General features: G+C 66.2%; 12 protein-coding genes, 1 tRNA gene and 1 pseudogene. 4 read left to right on the top strand and 10 right to left on the bottom strand.

The features are described from left to right. Position 1: 1 nt before the first annotated feature. From AC3A4Z_RS11220 to argS, 9 genes are all read right to left on the bottom strand, one after another. On the bottom strand, positions 2-811 hold the full coding sequence (locus AC3A4Z_RS11220) for an L-threonylcarbamoyladenylate synthase (RefSeq protein ID WP_498711608.1): 810 nt from the start codon (positions 809-811) through the stop codon (positions 2-4). Further along, a complete protein-coding gene (gene prmC, locus AC3A4Z_RS11225) occupies positions 808-1,695 on the bottom strand; it encodes a peptide chain release factor N(5)-glutamine methyltransferase (protein ID WP_498711609.1) in 888 nt (295 codons plus the stop codon). Before prmC ends, AC3A4Z_RS11220 begins: the two co-directional genes overlap by 4 nt. A gap of 38 nt (positions 1,696-1,733) precedes the next feature. Then, the gene (prfA, locus tag AC3A4Z_RS11230; RefSeq protein WP_050054620.1) at positions 1,734-2,807 is read right to left on the bottom strand and encodes a peptide chain release factor 1; all 1,074 of its coding nucleotides are present in this window, start codon (positions 2,805-2,807) and stop codon (positions 1,734-1,736) included. Positions 2,808-3,037: 230 nt separating this feature from the next. After that, entirely contained in the window at positions 3,038-5,209 is a 2,172-nt protein-coding gene (rho, locus tag AC3A4Z_RS11235; RefSeq protein WP_498711610.1) for a transcription termination factor Rho, read from the bottom strand. A gap of 297 nt (positions 5,210-5,506) precedes the next feature. Further along, a complete protein-coding gene (gene thrB, locus AC3A4Z_RS11240) occupies positions 5,507-6,481 on the bottom strand; it encodes a homoserine kinase (protein WP_498711611.1) in 975 nt (324 codons plus the stop codon). A 2-nt stretch (positions 6,482-6,483) separates the two neighbouring features. After that, entirely contained in the window at positions 6,484-7,590 is a 1,107-nt protein-coding gene (gene thrC / locus AC3A4Z_RS11245; protein ID WP_498711612.1) for a threonine synthase, read from the bottom strand. Beyond that, a complete protein-coding gene (locus tag AC3A4Z_RS11250; protein WP_498711613.1) occupies positions 7,591-8,904 on the bottom strand; it encodes a homoserine dehydrogenase in 1,314 nt (437 codons plus the stop codon). It abuts the gene before it with no gap. After that, the gene (gene lysA, locus AC3A4Z_RS11255; RefSeq protein ID WP_498711614.1) at positions 8,905-10,380 is read right to left on the bottom strand and encodes a diaminopimelate decarboxylase; all 1,476 of its coding nucleotides are present in this window, start codon (positions 10,378-10,380) and stop codon (positions 8,905-8,907) included. It lies immediately after the preceding gene. Between the two features lie 5 nt (positions 10,381-10,385). Then, entirely contained in the window at positions 10,386-12,050 is a 1,665-nt protein-coding gene (gene argS, locus AC3A4Z_RS11260; RefSeq protein WP_493970083.1) for an arginine--tRNA ligase, read from the bottom strand. A gap of 172 nt (positions 12,051-12,222) precedes the next feature. Here argS and AC3A4Z_RS11265 point away from each other — a divergent pair, with 172 nt between their 5' ends. The 4 genes from AC3A4Z_RS11265 to AC3A4Z_RS11280 all read left to right on the top strand — a co-directional run bounded on the left by AC3A4Z_RS11265 (position 12,223) and on the right by AC3A4Z_RS11280 (position 15,316). Next, on the top strand, positions 12,223-12,696 hold the full coding sequence (locus tag AC3A4Z_RS11265) for an FMN-binding protein (protein ID WP_493970082.1): 474 nt from the start codon (positions 12,223-12,225) through the stop codon (positions 12,694-12,696). A 3-nt stretch (positions 12,697-12,699) separates the two neighbouring features. Next, positions 12,700-13,572: an FAD:protein FMN transferase gene (locus tag AC3A4Z_RS11270; RefSeq protein WP_498711615.1), complete on the top strand. Its 873-nt coding sequence runs from the start codon at positions 12,700-12,702 to the stop codon at positions 13,570-13,572. Continuing rightward, entirely contained in the window at positions 13,569-15,113 is a 1,545-nt protein-coding gene (locus AC3A4Z_RS11275; protein WP_498711616.1) for a ferredoxin--NADP reductase, read from the top strand. Before AC3A4Z_RS11270 ends, AC3A4Z_RS11275 begins: the two co-directional genes overlap by 4 nt. A 127-nt stretch (positions 15,114-15,240) precedes the next feature. Then, positions 15,241-15,316, top strand: a tRNA-Arg gene (locus tag AC3A4Z_RS11280). Between the two features lie 90 nt (positions 15,317-15,406). Here AC3A4Z_RS11280 and AC3A4Z_RS11285 read toward each other — a convergent pair. Then, positions 15,407-16,624, bottom strand: a pseudogene (locus AC3A4Z_RS11285) (HNH endonuclease signature motif containing protein); the annotation flags it as partial. Positions 16,625-16,700 lie beyond the last annotated feature (76 nt).

Raw genomic sequence — 16,700 nt, forward strand, 5'->3', positions numbered from 1 at the left:
GTCAGTTCCCCGCCTGGTTGTCGGTGGTGCTGACGGCACTGCTGCCGGCCGGGCTGTGCGCTTCCGCAGCCTCAGGGGCCGCTGCTGTGTCAGGGGCCGCTGAAGCCTCCGGTGCGCCGAATGCCTCAGGTTCTTCTTCTGCCATGGGAATCTCGCCCAGTCCCAGGACACCCGGAACGTGTTCCCGGAGCTTATCCAGGCTCACCGCTCCGTTGCGGACCACGCGCAGCAGGGGTCCGGTGGCGTCCACGATGGTGGAGGGTACGGCAGCCTCGCCCTCAAGCGGCCGGAAGCCGCCTTCAAGGTAGACCTCAACGGACTCCGCAAGCTGCTCACGGGCGGCGGCAGCGGTCTGTCCCGGGGCCTGGCCGGTGCGGTTGGCGGAGGAAACGGCAAGCGGGCCGGTCAGTGTCAGCAGTTCCAGGGCGATTTCGTCGGCGGGCATGCGCAGGGCCACGGTCCCCTTGGTTTCGCCGAGATCCCAGTCCAGTGACGGCTGGGCGTGCAGGATCAGCGTCAATCCGCCGGGCCAGAAGGCTTCGGCGAGCTTGCGGGCGTCAGCGGAGACGTCGGTGGCGAGCCCGTCGAGGGCGTTGATGCGGGGAATCAGCACCGGAGGAGGCATGGTGCGGCTGCGCCCCTTCGATACCAGCAGCATGGTGACGGCCTGCGGTGAGAAGGCGTCGGCACCGATCCCGTAAACCGTGTCCGTGGGGAGCACAACGCACTTCTTTTCGCTGATGGCACGCTGGGCGTGCTCCAGGCCCCGTGCCCGCTCGTCATCACTGGTGCAGTTATAGGTTGTGGTCACTGGCCCATTCTTTCATTGCGTATGGTCTGGTCCGCGAGCACGGCGCTGGTGGCGCGCTCCTTGCCGTTCAGGTCCCGGTGCGTGCTGATCCTGGTCCAGGATCCTGACCTGCCCAGCATCGCCGCGATCCACTCTGCCTGCACTTCCGCGTGCTCCATCACGAAGTAGCCGCCGGGTACCAGCAGCCGGGCAGCCGAGGCGGCTGCCGCCGTCGGAAGCTCCATGCCGTCCACTCCCCCGCCGTACAGCGCTTCGGGAGGGTCGTGCAGGGCTACTTCGGGCTCGTTGGGGATGGCTTCCGACGGGATGTACGGCGGGTTGGAAACCACGACGTCGACCGTTCCGTTCAGCTCCTGCAGCGCGTTGCGCAGGTCCCCCAGGACGAGGTGGACGCCCAATGGTGCGAGGTTCTTTGCCGCCCAGGCGTGGGCGAAGGGACTGAATTCCACGGCGTGCACTTCGGCGCCGGGCACTTCGTGGGCGATCGAGCCGGCGATGGCGCCGGATCCCGTGCCCAGGTCGACAATCCGCGGCTCCCCGATGTCCTTGACGTGGTCAATGACCAGCTGGACCACGGATTCGGTCTCGGGACGGGGAATGAATACGCCGGGTCCCACGGCCAGCTCGAGGTAGCGGAAGTGCGCCACGCCGGTGATGTGCTGCAGCGGAATCCGGCTGGCCCGTTCGGCCACGAGGGCTTCGTAGCCTTCCGGCGCCGGCGTATCACCGAGCATCATGGCGCGAAGCCGGCCCAGCCCGACGTTGAGCAGGTGGTCGGCGAGCAGTTCCGCGTCCACGCGCGGACTGGGCACACCGGCATCCCGCAGGATGGCGGTGGCCGCGGTAACGGCGTCAGCGAGCGACTGGCCTGGCCCGAATGTCATGTCCTGAATGTCGTGTCCTGAATGTCCGCCGGACGGAACTAGTCGCCAATGGCGTCCAGGCGCGCCTGTTCGTCCATCTCGATGGCGGACTGGATGACCGGCTCAAGGTCGCCGTTCATCACTTGGTCAAGGTTGTACGCCTTGTAGCCGGTGCGGTGGTCCGCGATGCGGTTTTCCGGGTAGTTGTACGTGCGGATGCGCTCCGAGCGGTCCATGGTGCGGATCTGGGACTTCCGCTGGGCCGAGTTTTCGGCGTCGATCTGCTCCTGCTGGTGGGCAAGGATGCGCGCACGCAGGACGCGCATGCCGGCTTCACGGTTCTGCAGCTGCGACTTTTCGTTCTGCATGGCCACCACAATGCCCGTGGGGAGGTGGGTGATGCGCACGGCGGAGTCGGTAGTGTTCACGGACTGGCCGCCGGGGCCGGAGGAACGGTAGACGTCGATCTTGAGGTCGTTCTGGTTGATTTCGAGCTCTTCCGGCTCGTCCACTTCGGGCAGGACCAGCACGCCGGCCGCCGAGGTGTGGATGCGGCCCTGGGATTCCGTGACGGGAACGCGCTGCACCCGGTGCACGCCGCCTTCGAACTTCAGCCGCGCGTAAACGCCCTCGGCGGGATCGTTCGAACTGCCCTTCACGGCAACCTGGACGTCTTTGTAACCGCCAAGGTCCGACTCCGTGGCGGAGATGATTTCGGTCTTCCAGCCACGGGATTCGGCGTAGCGCGTGTACATGCGCAGGAGGTCGCCGGCGAAAAGTGCAGCTTCGTCGCCGCCTTCACCGCCCTTTACCTCAAGGATCACGTTGCGGGCATCGTCAGGATCGCGCGGGATGAGCAGGCGGCGCAGTTTGGCCGCAGCAACCTCCAGCGCCTCCTCCAGTTCAGGAACCTCGGCAGCGAACTCAGGATCCTCGTCAGCCATCTCCTTGGCGGCAGCAAGATCGTCCCGGATGCCTTCCCACTTGTGGTAGGCCTCAACAATGCCATTAAGCTGAGCCGACCGCCGCCCCAGCTTGCGCGCAAGCCGCTGATCAGCATAAACAGCAGGATCCCCCAGCTGCGCCTGGATAGCATCATGCTCATCAAGCAGGCCCTGTACGGACTCAAACATTTTTCAAAACCTCTTTCGACTTGTACAAGTCTAGTAACTGCAACGCGGGGTCACTTACAGCCCTCACAACCCGCAAGGATGGGCCATATCTGACTCCGCGTTGCCAGAAGGCGCCGCGGATGGGGCGGCCAGGCTGAGGGGGCGTTCAGCTTCTGAACGACGAAGGGGCGGGGCGGAACATCCGCGCGGCACCCACCGCACGAACGCACCAGCGCCCGCCCCTAACTCAGCTACTTGTCGTTATCGGACTTCGCACCAAGCGTTGTCTTCTGAACCTGCATCAGGAACTCAACGTTGCTCTGGGTTTCCCGGATCTTGTTGGTCAGCAGTTCAAGGCTCTGCTGGGTTTCGAGTCCGGAGAGGACGCGGCGCAGCTTCCACATGATCTTGACTTCCTCGGGCGAGAGCAGGTTCTCCTCGCGGCGGGTGCCGGACGCGTTGACGTCCACGGCCGGGAAGATGCGCTTGTCCGCCAGCTGGCGGGACAGGCGGAGCTCCATGTTGCCGGTGCCCTTGAACTCTTCGAAGATGACCTCGTCCATCTTGGAACCGGTCTCCACGAGTGCCGTTGCCAGGATGGTCAGCGAGCCGCCGTTCTCGATGTTGCGGGCTGCACCGAAGAACCGCTTGGGCGGGTACAGCGCGGCGGAGTCCACACCACCGGACAGGATGCGGCCGGAGGCCGGTGCTGCCAGGTTGTAAGCGCGGCCCAGGCGGGTCATGGAGTCCAGCAGGACCACCACGTCCATGCCCATTTCCACGAGGCGCTTGGCGCGTTCGATGGAGAGCTCGGCCACGGTGGTGTGGTCGTCGGCGGGACGGTCGAAGGTGGAGGCAATGACCTCGCCCTTGACGGTGCGCTGCATGTCCGTGACTTCTTCGGGACGTTCGTCAACGAGCACCATCATGAGGTGGACCTCAGGGTTGTTGGTGGTGATCGCGTTGGCGATGGACTGCAGGATGAGCGTCTTGCCGGCCTTGGGCGGGGAGACGATCAGGCCGCGCTGGCCCTTGCCGATGGGGGCAACGAGGTCGATGACGCGGGGGCCGATCTTCTTCGGATCTGTTTCCAGGCGCAGGCGCTCAGAGGGGTACAGCGGGACCAGCTTCGCGAACTCGACGCGGTCCTTGAGCTCTTCGGAGGTCTTGCCGTTGACCGAGGTGACGCGGACCAGGGCGTTGAACTTCTGGCGGGCGGACTGCTGGCTGCGGTCTTCGCCGTCACGCGGGGCGCGGATGGCGCCCACCACGGCGTCGCCCTTGCGCAAGTTGTACTTCTTGACCTGGGCCAGGGAGACGTAGACGTCGTTGGGGCCGGGCAGGTAGCCGGAGGTCCGGATGAACGCGTAGTTCTCCAGGACGTCAAGGATGCCGGCAACGGGCAGCAGGACGTCGTCTTCGGTGATTTCGACGTCGTCGACGTCGGGTCCCTGGGCGCGTCCGCGGCGGCGGTCGTTGCGGTCGCGGAAGCGGTCATTGCGGGAGTTGTCGCGGTCCTGCCCGCCGGAGCGGTCGTTCCGGTCATTGCGGTCGTTGCGGTCGCGCCGGTTGCGGCGGTTGCGGCGGCTGCCGCCGTCGGCGTCGTCGCTGTCGCGGTTGTCGTCGCGGCGGGTGCTTTCACGCTGGCCGGCCTCGCGGCTGCCGGCGTTGTCCCGGCCGCTGTCGCCGGTGTCGCGGCCACGGCCGCGGCCGCCTTCGCGGCGGTCGGTGCGCTGGCCCGCTTCTTCGGTCTCGGTGCGGTCGGCAGTGCGCTGCTCGGTGGCGCGCGTTTCAGCAGTGCGGGGTTCAGCAGTGCCCTGCTCGGCTACTGCCGGCTCCGCAGGTGCTTCAACGGCTTCCGCAGCCTGCGGTGCTGCTGCGGCAGCTTCGCCGCGGCGGCGGTTGCGGGTGCGGGGCTGGCGGCGTTCGGCGCCTGCTTCCGTGGCTTCGGGAGCTTCCGCGGCGGCGGGTGCCTCGACGGGAGCGGCAGCGGGCTCAGCGGCGGCGGCTTCAGCAGCTGCCGGTGCCACAACGCCGTCGCTTACTGCACGGCGGCTGCGGCCGCGGCCACGGGCACGGGTGCCTTCGGCCGGGGCTTCCGCGGTTTCCGCTGCGGCCGGAGCGGAGGCTGCGGGAGCAGTCTCAGCAATGGCTGCCGGTGCGGATGCCCTGTCAACGGCTTTGGCGGTTGCCTTGGCCGGGGCCTTGGTGATGGGAGTTCCGGCGCGGTGGGCGGAGATGGCGGAAACCAGGTCCCCCTTGCGCATCCGGGATCCGCCGGAAATACCGAGCTGGCTGGCGAGTGCCTGCAGCTGGGCGAGCTTCAGGCCGGCAAGGCCGCTGCTCTTGGCGGGTGCTGCCGGTGATTCGGCAGCAGAAGATGATAGTTCCACAGCTGGCGACAGCTCAGTGGTTTCGGTCACGAAGGATCCTTCCCCCTCGACGGCGTCCAGACGAGGAGCTGGACGCGATGATTTGATCTGGGCTGCAGTTCAGATCTGCAGCCGGGATTTGTCGGCCTTGCCGGTTGGATATCGGCCAGCAGGGCCGGTACTGATTCACACTGCGCTCCGCCCAAGGTGGAACTGCGGACTGACGCTTCAGGGGCAGTTTTAAATGCTGCAGATTCCTGCGACAGACCAAGCAGGTGGCACCGGAATAGATTGGGCAGTAGGAGACCAGGTGCAACTAAGTGCATAAGCAGATCAGATAGGCGTCAATTACCGCCGGTGCAACTCCACCTTAGCACCTTCAACGTCCACTGCGAGCTTCAGTACGCGCCATCCCGTGTCCGGCGTGTTCGCTGCGGCGAACTCCTCGATGAAAGCGACGACGGCGGCCGCTTCAGCTTCGCCGTCAGCCAGGACCAGCACGGTGGGACCCGCACCGGAGACCACAGCTGCATGACCCGCCGCGCGGAGTGCCGCAATCAGCGCGGCACTGGGGCGCATGGCTTCTGCCCGGTAGCTCTGGTGGAGGTAATCCTCGGTACCCGCGAGCAGGAATTCGGGTTTTGTGGTGAGCGCGTGGATCAAAAGCGCGGCGCGCCCGGCGTTCATGGCCGCCGCGTGGTGCCCCACGGATGCCGGAAGCAGCGCCCGCGCGGTTTCCGTGGACAGCTCGAAATCCGGAACGGCCACAACCGGAACCACAGTGCCGGACACGGTCGCACTGGTGCTGCTGTACTGGTCACTGTCCTGCCAGGACAGCGCCAGTCCGCCGAAAATAGCGGGTGCCACGTTGTCCGGATGTCCTTCAAGTTCGCTGCTGAGCTGGAGGATCCAGTCCTCCCCGCGGCGGTTTGCCTCCGGCACCAGGGCGTTTGCTGCCGAAATGGCCGCCACCACAGCTGATGCGGACGAACCCAGGCCGCGGCCGTGGGGAACAACATTTTCCGCGGTCACCTTGAGGCCGCCGTGCCGGAAGCCGAGCCGCTCGAAAGCGGCCTCCATGGCCCTGATGACCAGGTGGCTGGCGTCGCGGGGCAGCGTTTCCGCGCCCTCGCCCGTGAGGTCGAACAGCAGTTCCCCGGATTCGAGGCTCTCCACCGTCAGGGTGTCGTACAGCGCCAGGGCCAGGCCCAGGCTGTCGTAGCCTGGGCCCAGGTTGGCGGTGGTGGCCGGAACGCGGACTGTGACGCGTTGTCCGGCTTCAATGAGCTGCACGCCGACGGTGGCCTGCGAGGTGGTGTCCAAGGCTATTTTTCTTCCAGTCCCAGCTCAGCAGCAACGGTGACAACATCGTTGGGAACCTTGACCGGCTGGACATCGCTGCCGTCCTCAGTGCGCAGGGCCCACTGGGGATCCTTCAGGCCGTGGCCGGTGACCGTGATGACGATGGTCTTGCCGGACGGCACCTCGCCGGCCGCGTGCTTCTTGAGCAGCCCGGCAACGCCTGCCGCAGATCCCGGCTCCACAAAGACGCCTTCGCGGGCGGAGAGCCAGCGGTGGGCGTTGAGGATCTCTTCGTCGGTTACCGAGTCGATGAACCCGCCGGACTCATCGCGGGCGGCGATGGCGCCGTCCCAGGATGCAGGGTTGCCGATACGGATGGCGGTGGCAATGGTGTCCGGTTCCGTGATGGGGTGGCCGGCCACGAAAGGCGCGGCCCCGGCTGCCTGGAAGCCCCACATTGCGGGGGTCCTGGTGGCAACAGCGGGCAGCGTTCCGGCGGTGTCGGACTCGAACGGGGCCGAGTACTCCCTGTAGCCCTTCCAGTAGGCAGTGATGTTTCCGGCGTTTCCTACCGGCAGGACGTGGATGTCCGGAGCGTCACCGAGGGCGTCGACGATCTCGAAGGCACCGGTCTTCTGCCCCTGGATGCGCGCCGGGTTGACGGAGTTGACCAGGAACACCGGGTAGGACTCCCCCAGTTTCCGTGCGATGTCGAGGCAGTTGTCAAAGTTGCCGTCCACCTGGAGCAGGGTGGCGCCGTGGGCGATGGCCTGGCTCAGCTTGCCCATGGAGATCTTGCCTTCAGGCACCAGGACGGCGCACTTGAGGCCTGCAGCGGTGGCATAGGCAGCAGCGGAGGCGGAAGTGTTGCCCGTCGAAGCGCACACCACGGCTTTGGCACCGGAGGCCACTGCGGCGGTCATTGCCATGGTCATGCCGCGGTCCTTGAAAGAACCGGTGGGGTTCATGCCCTCCACCTTGAGGTAGACCTCCGAGCCCGTGAGCTCGGAAAGCTTCTGCGCGTGCACCAGCGGGGTGCCGCCCTCACCCAGGGTGATGACCCGGGTGGATTCCGTCACGGGCAGACGGTCAGCGTATTCGCGGATGACGCCGCGCCATTGGTGAGCCACTTAGACTCCTTCTACCCGCAGAACGGATGTAACTGAATTGATGACGTCCAGGCCCTTCACGGCCTCGACGGTGGCTGCAAGGGCAGCCTCTGATGCGCGGTGGGTGACGATCCGCAGTTCGGCCGACTCAACATTGGACTCGGCGTCGCGGTGGATGGTCTGCCGCATGATTTCGATGGACACGCCATGCTCGGCGAAGAGCTGGGCGATCCGGGCGAGGACGCCCGGCTCATCAGCCACGTCGAGGCCGATGTAATAGCTGGTGACGGCGGCGTCGATGGGCAGGGCCGGAACGTGGCCCGTGGTGGTTTCGGTGCGTCCGGGACCGCCGAGCACCAGGCGGCGGGCTGCCGAGACGAGGTCGCCCAGCACGGCGGATGCCGTAGGTGTTCCGCCGGCACCCTGGCCGTAGAACATCAGCTCGCCGGCGTTCTCAGCCTCGATGAACACGGCGTTAAAGGCGCCGCGGACGGCCGCCAGCGGGTGCTCGCGCGGCAGGAGCGTGGGATGGACGCGGACGGAAACGCCTTCGCTGCCGTCGTTATCGAGCTTTTCCGCGATCGCCAGCAGCTTGATGACAAAACCGGCATCCTTGGCAGCGGCGATGTCGGCAGCACTGACGGAGGTGATGCCCTCGCAGTGGACGTTCTCGAGGGCGAACCGGGTGTGGAACGACAGCGAGGCAAGGATCGCGGCCTTTGCGGCTGCGTCGTGGCCTTCGATGTCGGCAGTGGGGTCCGCTTCCGCGTAGCCGAGGCGCTGGGCTTCGGCCAGGGCGTCGGCGAACTGGGCTCCGGTGGAGTCCATCTGGTCCAGGATGTAGTTGGTGGTGCCGTTGACGATGCCCAGCACGCGGGTGATCCGGTCACCGGAGAGGCTGTCGCGGATGGGGCGCAGGATGGGGATGGCTCCGGCCACGGCCGCCTCGTAGGAGAGCTGGACGTGGGCTTTGTCCGCCTCTTCATAGAGGGTGGGACCGTCCTGGGCGAGGAGTGCCTTGTTGCCCGTGACCACGCAGGCGCCGTTGCGCAGCGCGGAAAGAATCAGCGTGCGGGCCGGCTCGATCCCGCCCATCAGCTCGATCACCAGGTCGGCGTCCTTGACCAGGGTCTCGGCGTCGGTGGTGAACAGTTCCTGGGGCAGTTCCACGTCGCGGCGGGAGTTGACGTTGCGCACGGCAATCCCGCTGAGCTGCAGGCGGGCACCGGTACGGGCGGCAAGGGCGTCGGCATCCTCAATGAGAATCCGCGCAACCTGGGCCCCAACGTTGCCACAGCCCAGCAGGGCTACTTTCAGGGTTCGCATTTCCGTCATTCAGGCTCCCATGTCGCGGTTCAGCAGATCTTCTTCGGTTTCCCCGCGGACAATCAGCCGGGCAGATCCGTCGCGCACCGCGACAACGCCCGGCCGGGCCAGATAGTTGTAGTTGCTTGACAGGGCCCAGCAGTAGGCGCCGGTCCCCGGTACAGCAAGCAGATCACCGGCTGCCACGTCCTCGGGCAGATATACATCTCTAACAACTATGTCGCCGCTCTCGCAATGTTTGCCCACCACGCGGGACAGCTGCGGCGCGGCGGAAGACGTGCGGGACGCCAAAACGGCCGAATAATCCGCGTCGTACAGCACCGGCCGGGCGTTGTCGCTCATGCCGCCGTCCACCGAAACATACCGGCGCGGATACGTAACGTTGTTGCCGTCCTCACGTCCGCCGGAAGCGGCCGGAGCGTCGACGCGCACCGTCTTCAGCGTGCCCACCTCGTACAGCGTGAAGGTGGTGCTGCCCACGATGGCGCGTCCGGGTTCAATGGAGATCCGCGGTGAGTCAATGCCCAGCTCAGCGCAGGTGGAACGCACGACGGCGGCCATCGCCTGCGCAATGTCGGCTGCGGGGCGGGGGGTGTCCACCGGGGTGTAGGCGATGCCGTAGCCGCCGCCGAGATCCAGTTCCGGCATCACGATGGAGTACTTTTCCTGCATCGCTGCGAGGAAGCGGAGCAGCTTCTCCGCGGCCATGGCGAAGCCGTCCGGCTCGAAAATCTGTGAGCCGATGTGGCAGTGCAGGCCCAGGAGCTCGATGCCGGGGTGCGCGGCGGCAGCAGCCACCGCCTCCTCGGCAGCGGACAGCCCGGCCTGCTCCGTGGTGTCTGCCGCCATGGACAGGCCGAACTTCTGGTCCTCGTGCGCGGTGGCGATGAACTCGTGGGTGTGGGCATGGACGCCGGGTGTAAGCCGCAGCATAACCTTGGCCTGCTCGCCGCGGGCCTGGGCGATGCCGCCCACGCGGACCAGCTCGGACAGGCTGTCCACCACAATGCGGCCCAGTTTCATGTCCAGGGCACGGTTGATCTCGCCGTCGGACTTGTTGTTGCCGTGCAGCGCCACACGCTCCCCCGCAATGCCGGCGCGGGCGGCCACGGCCAGTTCGCCGCCGGAGGCTGTGTCCAGGCGCAGCCCTTCCTCCTCCACCCACTTCACAACTGCCGTGCAGAGGAAGGACTTCCCTGCGTAGTACACGTCCACGCCGCCGCAGATGTCCGCGAAGGCGGCGTCGAACGAATCCTTGAAGGCACGGGCGCGTGTACGGAAATCGGCCTCGTCCATAACGAACAGGGGCGTCCCGAACTGTTCCTTGAGGGCGGCGACGGTGGTCCCGCCCACGGTGAGCTGGCCGTCGTCGTTACGCTGCACGCTTCCCGCCCACATGGGCTCCTGCAGGGCATTCAGGTCAGCAGGAACCGCCAGCCATTCAGGCGCCAGCGGGGATGCAGTGTTTCCGGTCTGCACAGACATTGCCGTCACATCCGTTCCGGTGCTGAGACGCCGAGCAGGTCAAGGCCGTTGGCCAGCACCTGGCTGGTGGCGTCGTTGAGCCACAGCCGGGTGCGGTTCACATCGGTCACCGCTTCGTCGCCCATGGGGGCAATGCGGCAGGCGTCGTACCAGCGGTGGTAGGCCCCGGCAATGGCCTCGAGGTGCCGCGCCACGCGGTGCGGTTCGCGCAGTTCTGCGGCCTTGGCCACGATGGAGGGGTAGCTGCCCAGGTAGGAGAGCAGCTCGTTCTCGGTGGCGTGGTCCAGCAGCGAGGCGTCAAAGCTGTCCTGGCCGTCCACCTGGCGCTCCACCCCGGCCGCGACGGCGTTGCGGGCAGCGCCACGTGAGCGGGCGTGGGCGTACTGCACGTAGAACACCGGGTTCTCGTTGCTGTGCTTCTTCAGCAGCTCCGGGTCCAGCGTCAGCGGCGAATCTGCGGGGAACCGCGCGAGCGAGTAGCGGACGGCGTCCTTGCCCAGCCAGTCGATCAGGTCCTTGAGCTCGATGATGTTGCCGGCCCGCTTGGACAGCTTGGCGCCGTTCACGGACACGAGCTGGCCAATCAGCACCTCGATATTCACCTCGGGATCGTCCCCGGCGCAGGCGGCGATGGCCTTGAGCCGGTTGATGTACCCGTGGTGGTCAGCGCCGAGCAGGTAGATCTTTTCGGTGAAGCCGCGGTCCTTCTTGGACAGGTAGTAGGCCGCATCGGCGGCGAAGTACGTGGGTTCGCCGTTCGCGCGGATCATCACGCGGTCCTTGTCGTCACCAAAGTCCGTGGTCCGCAGCCAGACCGCACCGCCGTCGTCGAACACGTGGCCCTGCTCGCGGAGGCGCGCAACGGCACTTTCGATGGCACCGGCGTCGTGCAGTTCCTGCTCGGAGAAGAACACGTCAAACTCGACGCCGAAGTCCGCCAGGGTGGCCTTGATGTCCTTCATCTGGGCTTCATAGGCGGCCGCGCGGATGACCGGCAGCGCGGCAACTTCGGTGAGCTCGCGGATGTCCGGGTGTGCCGTCAGCACCTCGTGGCCAAGGTCGGCGATGTACTGTCCGGGGTAGCCGCCGTCGGGCACGGGCAGGCCGTGCAGGCGGGAGTACACCGAGGTGGCAAAGGTGTTCATCTGGGAACCGGCGTCGTTGATGTAGTACTCGGCCGTGACGTCGGCACCGGAGGCGCGCAGCACGCGGGCAATGGAATCGCCCAGGGCAGCCCAGCGGGTGTGTCCGATGTGCAGTGGGCCGGTGGGATTGGCGGAGACAAACTCCATGTTGACGGTGTGCCCGACGAGCGCCGTGTTGGTTCCGTACTGCTTTCCGGCCTCGACGATGACTTTGGCGAGGGCGCCCGCGGCGGCGGCGTCCACGGTGATGTTCAGGAAGCCTGGACCGGCAATATCCACCGCGGAGACGCCGTCGATCGACTTCAGACGCGCGCTCAGGACCGTGGCGAACTCTCGCGGATTGGTGCCTGCCTGCTTGGCGAGCTGGAGGGCAATGTTGGTGGCCCAATCTCCGTGGTCGCGGTTCTTGGGCCGCTCCACGCGTACCTCGTCAGGCACTGCTGATGCTGAAAGGGCGATCTCGCCGGCGGCGACGGCGTCTTTCAGGCAGGCGGATATGGCGAGGGAGAGTTCTTCGGGAGTCACCCCTCTAGCCTACCGGGGGCGGGTGACAGCAAAAGAATTGGGACATTCTCCGCGGCGGCAGCCATTCCACAGGAAATACCCAAGGCAGCTACAAGGTGAACCAATACGCTGGGTTTGACGTTGACACCAGCGTAAGAACTGCCACAAACACTTAAACGAAATGAGAGCCTTGATGAGACCGTCAGTCCGCAAGAGTGTTTTCGCCGGAATCGCCGGCCTGTCCCTCGCTGGAACCGTGGCCGGCTGCGCGCCTTCCGCTACCGAGAGCACCCCTGCCGCCTCCGGGGGCGCCGCGGAGACTTCTGCCGCCGCTCCGTCCGCGGGGACGTCGTCGCTGGCCAGCAGCGGTTCCGCCTACAAGGACGGAACCTACAGTGCTGATGGAAACTACGTTTCCCCCAACGGAACGGAGACGGTGGGGGTGGAACTCTCCCTGGCCGACGGCATCGTCACGGACGTGAACATCACCCAGCACCCCTCCAATCCGAACACCCGCAAGTTCCAGGGTGAATTCGCAGGGGGCATAGCCGGGCAGATCGTGGGCAAGAACATCGACGAACTCAAGGTCTCCAAGGTTGCCGGTTCTTCCCTTACCAGCGGCGGTTTCAACCAGGCCGTGGAAAAGATCAAGCAGGAGGCGCAGTAGACAGTGCCAGACGCGGACTGGGAGGACTTTGCGTTCGAGGGGATCGGAACGCAGTGGGAAATCTCCACGCCCGTTCCCCTGGATGCGACGGTCAGGGCACGCCTGATGGACCGGGTGGAGCGTTTCGACGCCCAGTGGTCCCGGTTCCGTTCCGATTCCCGCGTCAGCGCCCTCGCCCGCAAGCCGGGACGATATGAGTTTCCGGACGAGGCCGTGGGGCTTGGCGCTTTGTACCGGACGCTGTACGGCATCACTGACGGTGCCATGACTCCGCTGATCGGGGCTTCCCTTGAGCGGCTGGGGTACGACGCCGGCTACTCCCTCAAGCCCGCGGGCTCCCCGTTGATGGCGCCTCCATGGGACGAAGTCCTTGAGTGGGCAGGCACCACCATCACCACCTCCGCCCCGGTGGTGCTGGACATTGGGGCGGCGGGCAAAGGCCTGCTGGTTGACCTGCTCGCGGATGAACTGCTTGCCGAGGGTCTGGAATCGTTCATCATCGATGCCAGCGGCGACCTGCTGGCGTGTGGGCCGCTGCCCACCGAGGTGGCGTTGGAGCATCCCTACAATCCTGCACAGGCCATTGGGATCGTTCCGCTGGCGGACCGGGCCCTGTGCGCCTCGGCTTCCAACCGGCGTGCCTGGGGGGACGGACTGCACCACGTGCTGGACGGGACCACTGGCGAACCGGTCCTGACCGCCGTCGCCACGTGGGCCCTCGCGGACACTGCGATGCTGGCCGATGCCTTGGCCACCGCCCTTTTCTTTGTCCCCGGAGACCAGCTCCAGGAGCATTTCGATTTCTCCTGGCTCACAGTGTTCTCCGATGGCAGCGCGGCCCGGTCCGCCGACTTTGAAGGGACACTGTTCACATGAGCCCTGTTGAAACTCCAAAAGCAGGGCCGGCCCCCTCCCTGGCCGGCCGCGTGGATACCGCACTGGGCCGGTTCACCATGTACCGGCTGATCCTCCTGGTCCTCGCGGCGCTTGCCGCCTACAGCCTGCTGCTCGACGCCCTTGGCTGGCTGACGTTCGGCATCCCCGAGATGCTCGGACACCTGGTCCTTTGCCTTGGCCTGACGTACGCCTCGAACTGGGCACTGGCGGCGCTGTTCCATGTGCGGCCCCACTCAGAGTCCTCGCTGATCACCGGCCTGCTCCTGTATTTCCTGTTCTGGCCGTCCTTCGTGCCCATGGATGTGGCAGGCGTGGCGTTGGCCTGCGTGCTTGCATCGGCATCGAAGTACGCCCTGGCGTGGCGCGGCCGCCATATCTTTAATCCAGCGGCCGCAGGCGCCTTCGCGGCCGGACTCACCGGCCTCAACATCGCCACGTGGTGGGCCGCGACGCCTGCCATGCTGTGGCTGCTGGTCCCCGGCGTCCTCCTGGTCCTGTACCGCACCCGGAAGCTCCTGATGGCCGCCGTCTTCATGGTGGTGGCCACCGCCATCATCAGCCAGGAACTGCTGCAGGCCGGCATGACGGCGGGAATGGCCCTGTGGCAGGCTCTTGCCCAGCGGCCGCTGCTGTTTTTTGTAGGGTTCATGCTCACCGAGCCGCTGACGCTGCCGCCGCGCAGGTGGCAGCAACTGGGGCTGGCCGCCGTGGTGGGCGTGGTGTTTGCCGTCCCCTACAACTTCGGCTTCCTGGCGAATTCACCGGAGGCTGCGCTGCTGCTGGGCAATCTGCTCGCCTTTATGGCCGGCCAGAGAGGCGGTGTGCGGTTGAGGTTTACCGGGACGAGGCCGCTGACGCCCAGCACCACCGAGTTCTCCTTCGAGCCCTCCCGTCCGGTCCGTTTCCTGCCGGGACAGTACATGGAGTTGGACCTTCCGCATCCGAAGGCAGACGGGAAAGGACGACGCCGGGTGTTCAGTTTGACCGGCTCCCCCGGTGACCGCGTGGTGAAGTTCGGGGTGCGGACTGCCGAACCCGTGTCCGCCGCCAAGCGGGTCCTGCTTTCCTTGGAGCCGGGCGATGAGGTGACGGCCACATCGGTAGGCGGCGACTTCGTCCTGCCCCGCGATCCGCGGAAGCCGGTGCTGCTGATCGCTGCCGGGATCGGCATCACGCCGTTCCTCTCGCATCTCTCCTCCGGCGGCCTGCGGGACCGCGATGCTGTCCTCCTGCTGCTTGCCAGGACCGCCGATGAGGTTGCCTATGCGGACGAGCTCAAGGCCGCGGGCATTCGGGTTGTAGCCCGGATCGCAGACGGATCGGAGCCGCCGCAGCACATCACCGCGTTCCGTCCGGACGGATCACGGCTGGACGGGGATGCCCTCAAGACCGCTGTCCCGGACGTTGCCGACCGCGAAGTTTACATTTCGGGTTCACCGGCCAGCGTCGCTTCCTTGCGGCGCGCAGCAAGGCAGGCCGGGGCGCGGCGGGTGCAGGTGGATTCTTTCTCCGGGTACTGACATCCGGACCGTTTCTGGTGCCGGCCGACCCTGATGAACCCGTCGGCGCACGGCCGATTTTCCCTTGCGGGCCACCTTACTGCTAAGCTCTAGGACGTCCCGCCAGCAACGGCAGGAACCCCGGATTGCCCTCGTAGCTCAGGGGATAGAGCGTCTGCCTCCGGAGCAGAAGGTCGTAGGTTCGAATCCTATCGAGGGCACCATCTGAAGCACCCTGGTCATAAGGCCGGGGTGCTTCTTTTTTATCCGGATCAGATGGCGGCTACCCGCTAACCCGCTAACCCCTAACCCCGCTAGCCCCAGGGAGCCGGCTTACCGGGTTGGGTTAGCAGGCGTGGTAGTGGGTTGTCTCGCGACAGGATCCAGTCCGCGAAGGTCTCTTCGGGAATCTCGTCTTGGAAGAGTTCCTTGGGGAAAGGCGGTTCGTCCGGCGGAGGGCAGATTTGGGAAAGGTCGTCCGGCGGTGTCGGTACTCCCGGGAGGTCTTCGGTTGGGTCCCATTGGTCGAGGAGGTCATCGAAGGCGCGGATGTTTTCCGGCACGGCGGAGTCTGGCCAGCGGGGTGGTTCCCAGTCCTGGTGTTCGCTTTTGTAGTGGCGGCCGGTGGGTGAGGTCCAGCCGGGTGGTTCGGTTTTGCTGGCCGGGGTGGGTTTCCAGCCGCTGGTGTGGCGGAGTTTGTGGTGCTTCGGGCAGGGTTGTCCCAGGTTCGGTATCCCGGTGCTCCCGCCCTTGGCCCAGGCGAGAATATGGTCCGCCTCGTTATCGAGGGAGCTGTTGGTGCAGCCGGGGAAGGGGCATTTGCCGTCGCGCAGCCTCAGCCATTGCCGCATCGCTTTGCTGACCCGGTAGCTGGTCCGGCCGATCTCCAGCGGCGCCCCGTCCCGGGGGTCCGCCAGGACCCGGTAGAACGAGGCGGCACCGTCGGCGACAAGCCTGCGGGCCATCGAGGGCGGGATCGGCCCGTGCCCGTCCAGTATTGCCGGCTCATCGGTTTGGCCCATGAGGGAGAAGGCCGGCACGGTGACCAGCACCTGCGCCCGGATCGGTGATCCTGGACCGGGACCTGTTCCGGAACTGGTTCCATTACCTTGGCGGGGATCATCCGGTTCGCCGTCCCCCGCGCTGTTGTCGCCGCCGGTACTGTCAGCACCGTTGCCGACACTGCTTGCGCTGATTTCATCGCCAGCCCCGCGGTCGCCGCCGGTACCCGGTTCGTCGACGGTGTTGCCGGCCGTAGTGCCGGTGCTGAGGAGTCCGTCCGTGAAGGTGTCGGCTTTAAGCTGGGGCAGGCTGCGGGTTTCGTACGGGCCTTGCTTGCCGCGGGCAATGGCGGTGAGCCGGTTCCAGATTGCCGAGGCCTGGTCCGCAGGCAGGAGCGCGGCGACCCAGGCCATCCCGTCATTGTCCGGCCAGTACTCCACCCGCCAGTCCGCCACACTCCTGGCATGGCGTTTTCCCAGGCTTTCGGGGTGGTGGCGTTCCCGCCAGGCCCGGGCCCTGGCCTTGAACCGAGCCTGTCAAGTTGTTTGTGTAAGAGGGCTGTTGCTTTATCGGTTGAGGTAGGGACCGATTCGGTCTGGGTAGTTG

The sequence above is a fragment of the Arthrobacter sp. Soil_C_49 genome, from assembly GCF_057656635.1.

Coding starts and splice junctions, on each gene's coding strand:
- prmC (WP_498711609.1), bottom strand. CDS start 1,695: ATGACATTCGGGCCAGGCCAGTCGCTCGCTGACGCCGTTACCGCGGCC.
- prfA (WP_050054620.1), bottom strand. CDS start 2,807: ATGTTTGAGTCCGTACAGGGCCTGCTTGATGAGCATGATGCTATCCAG.
- AC3A4Z_RS11250 (WP_498711613.1), bottom strand. CDS start 8,904: ATGACGGAAATGCGAACCCTGAAAGTAGCCCTGCTGGGCTGTGGCAAC.
- lysA (WP_498711614.1), bottom strand. CDS start 10,380: ATGTCTGTGCAGACCGGAAACACTGCATCCCCGCTGGCGCCTGAATGG.
- AC3A4Z_RS11265 (WP_493970082.1), top strand. CDS start 12,223: ATGAGACCGTCAGTCCGCAAGAGTGTTTTCGCCGGAATCGCCGGCCTG.
- AC3A4Z_RS11275 (WP_498711616.1), top strand. CDS start 13,569: ATGAGCCCTGTTGAAACTCCAAAAGCAGGGCCGGCCCCCTCCCTGGCC.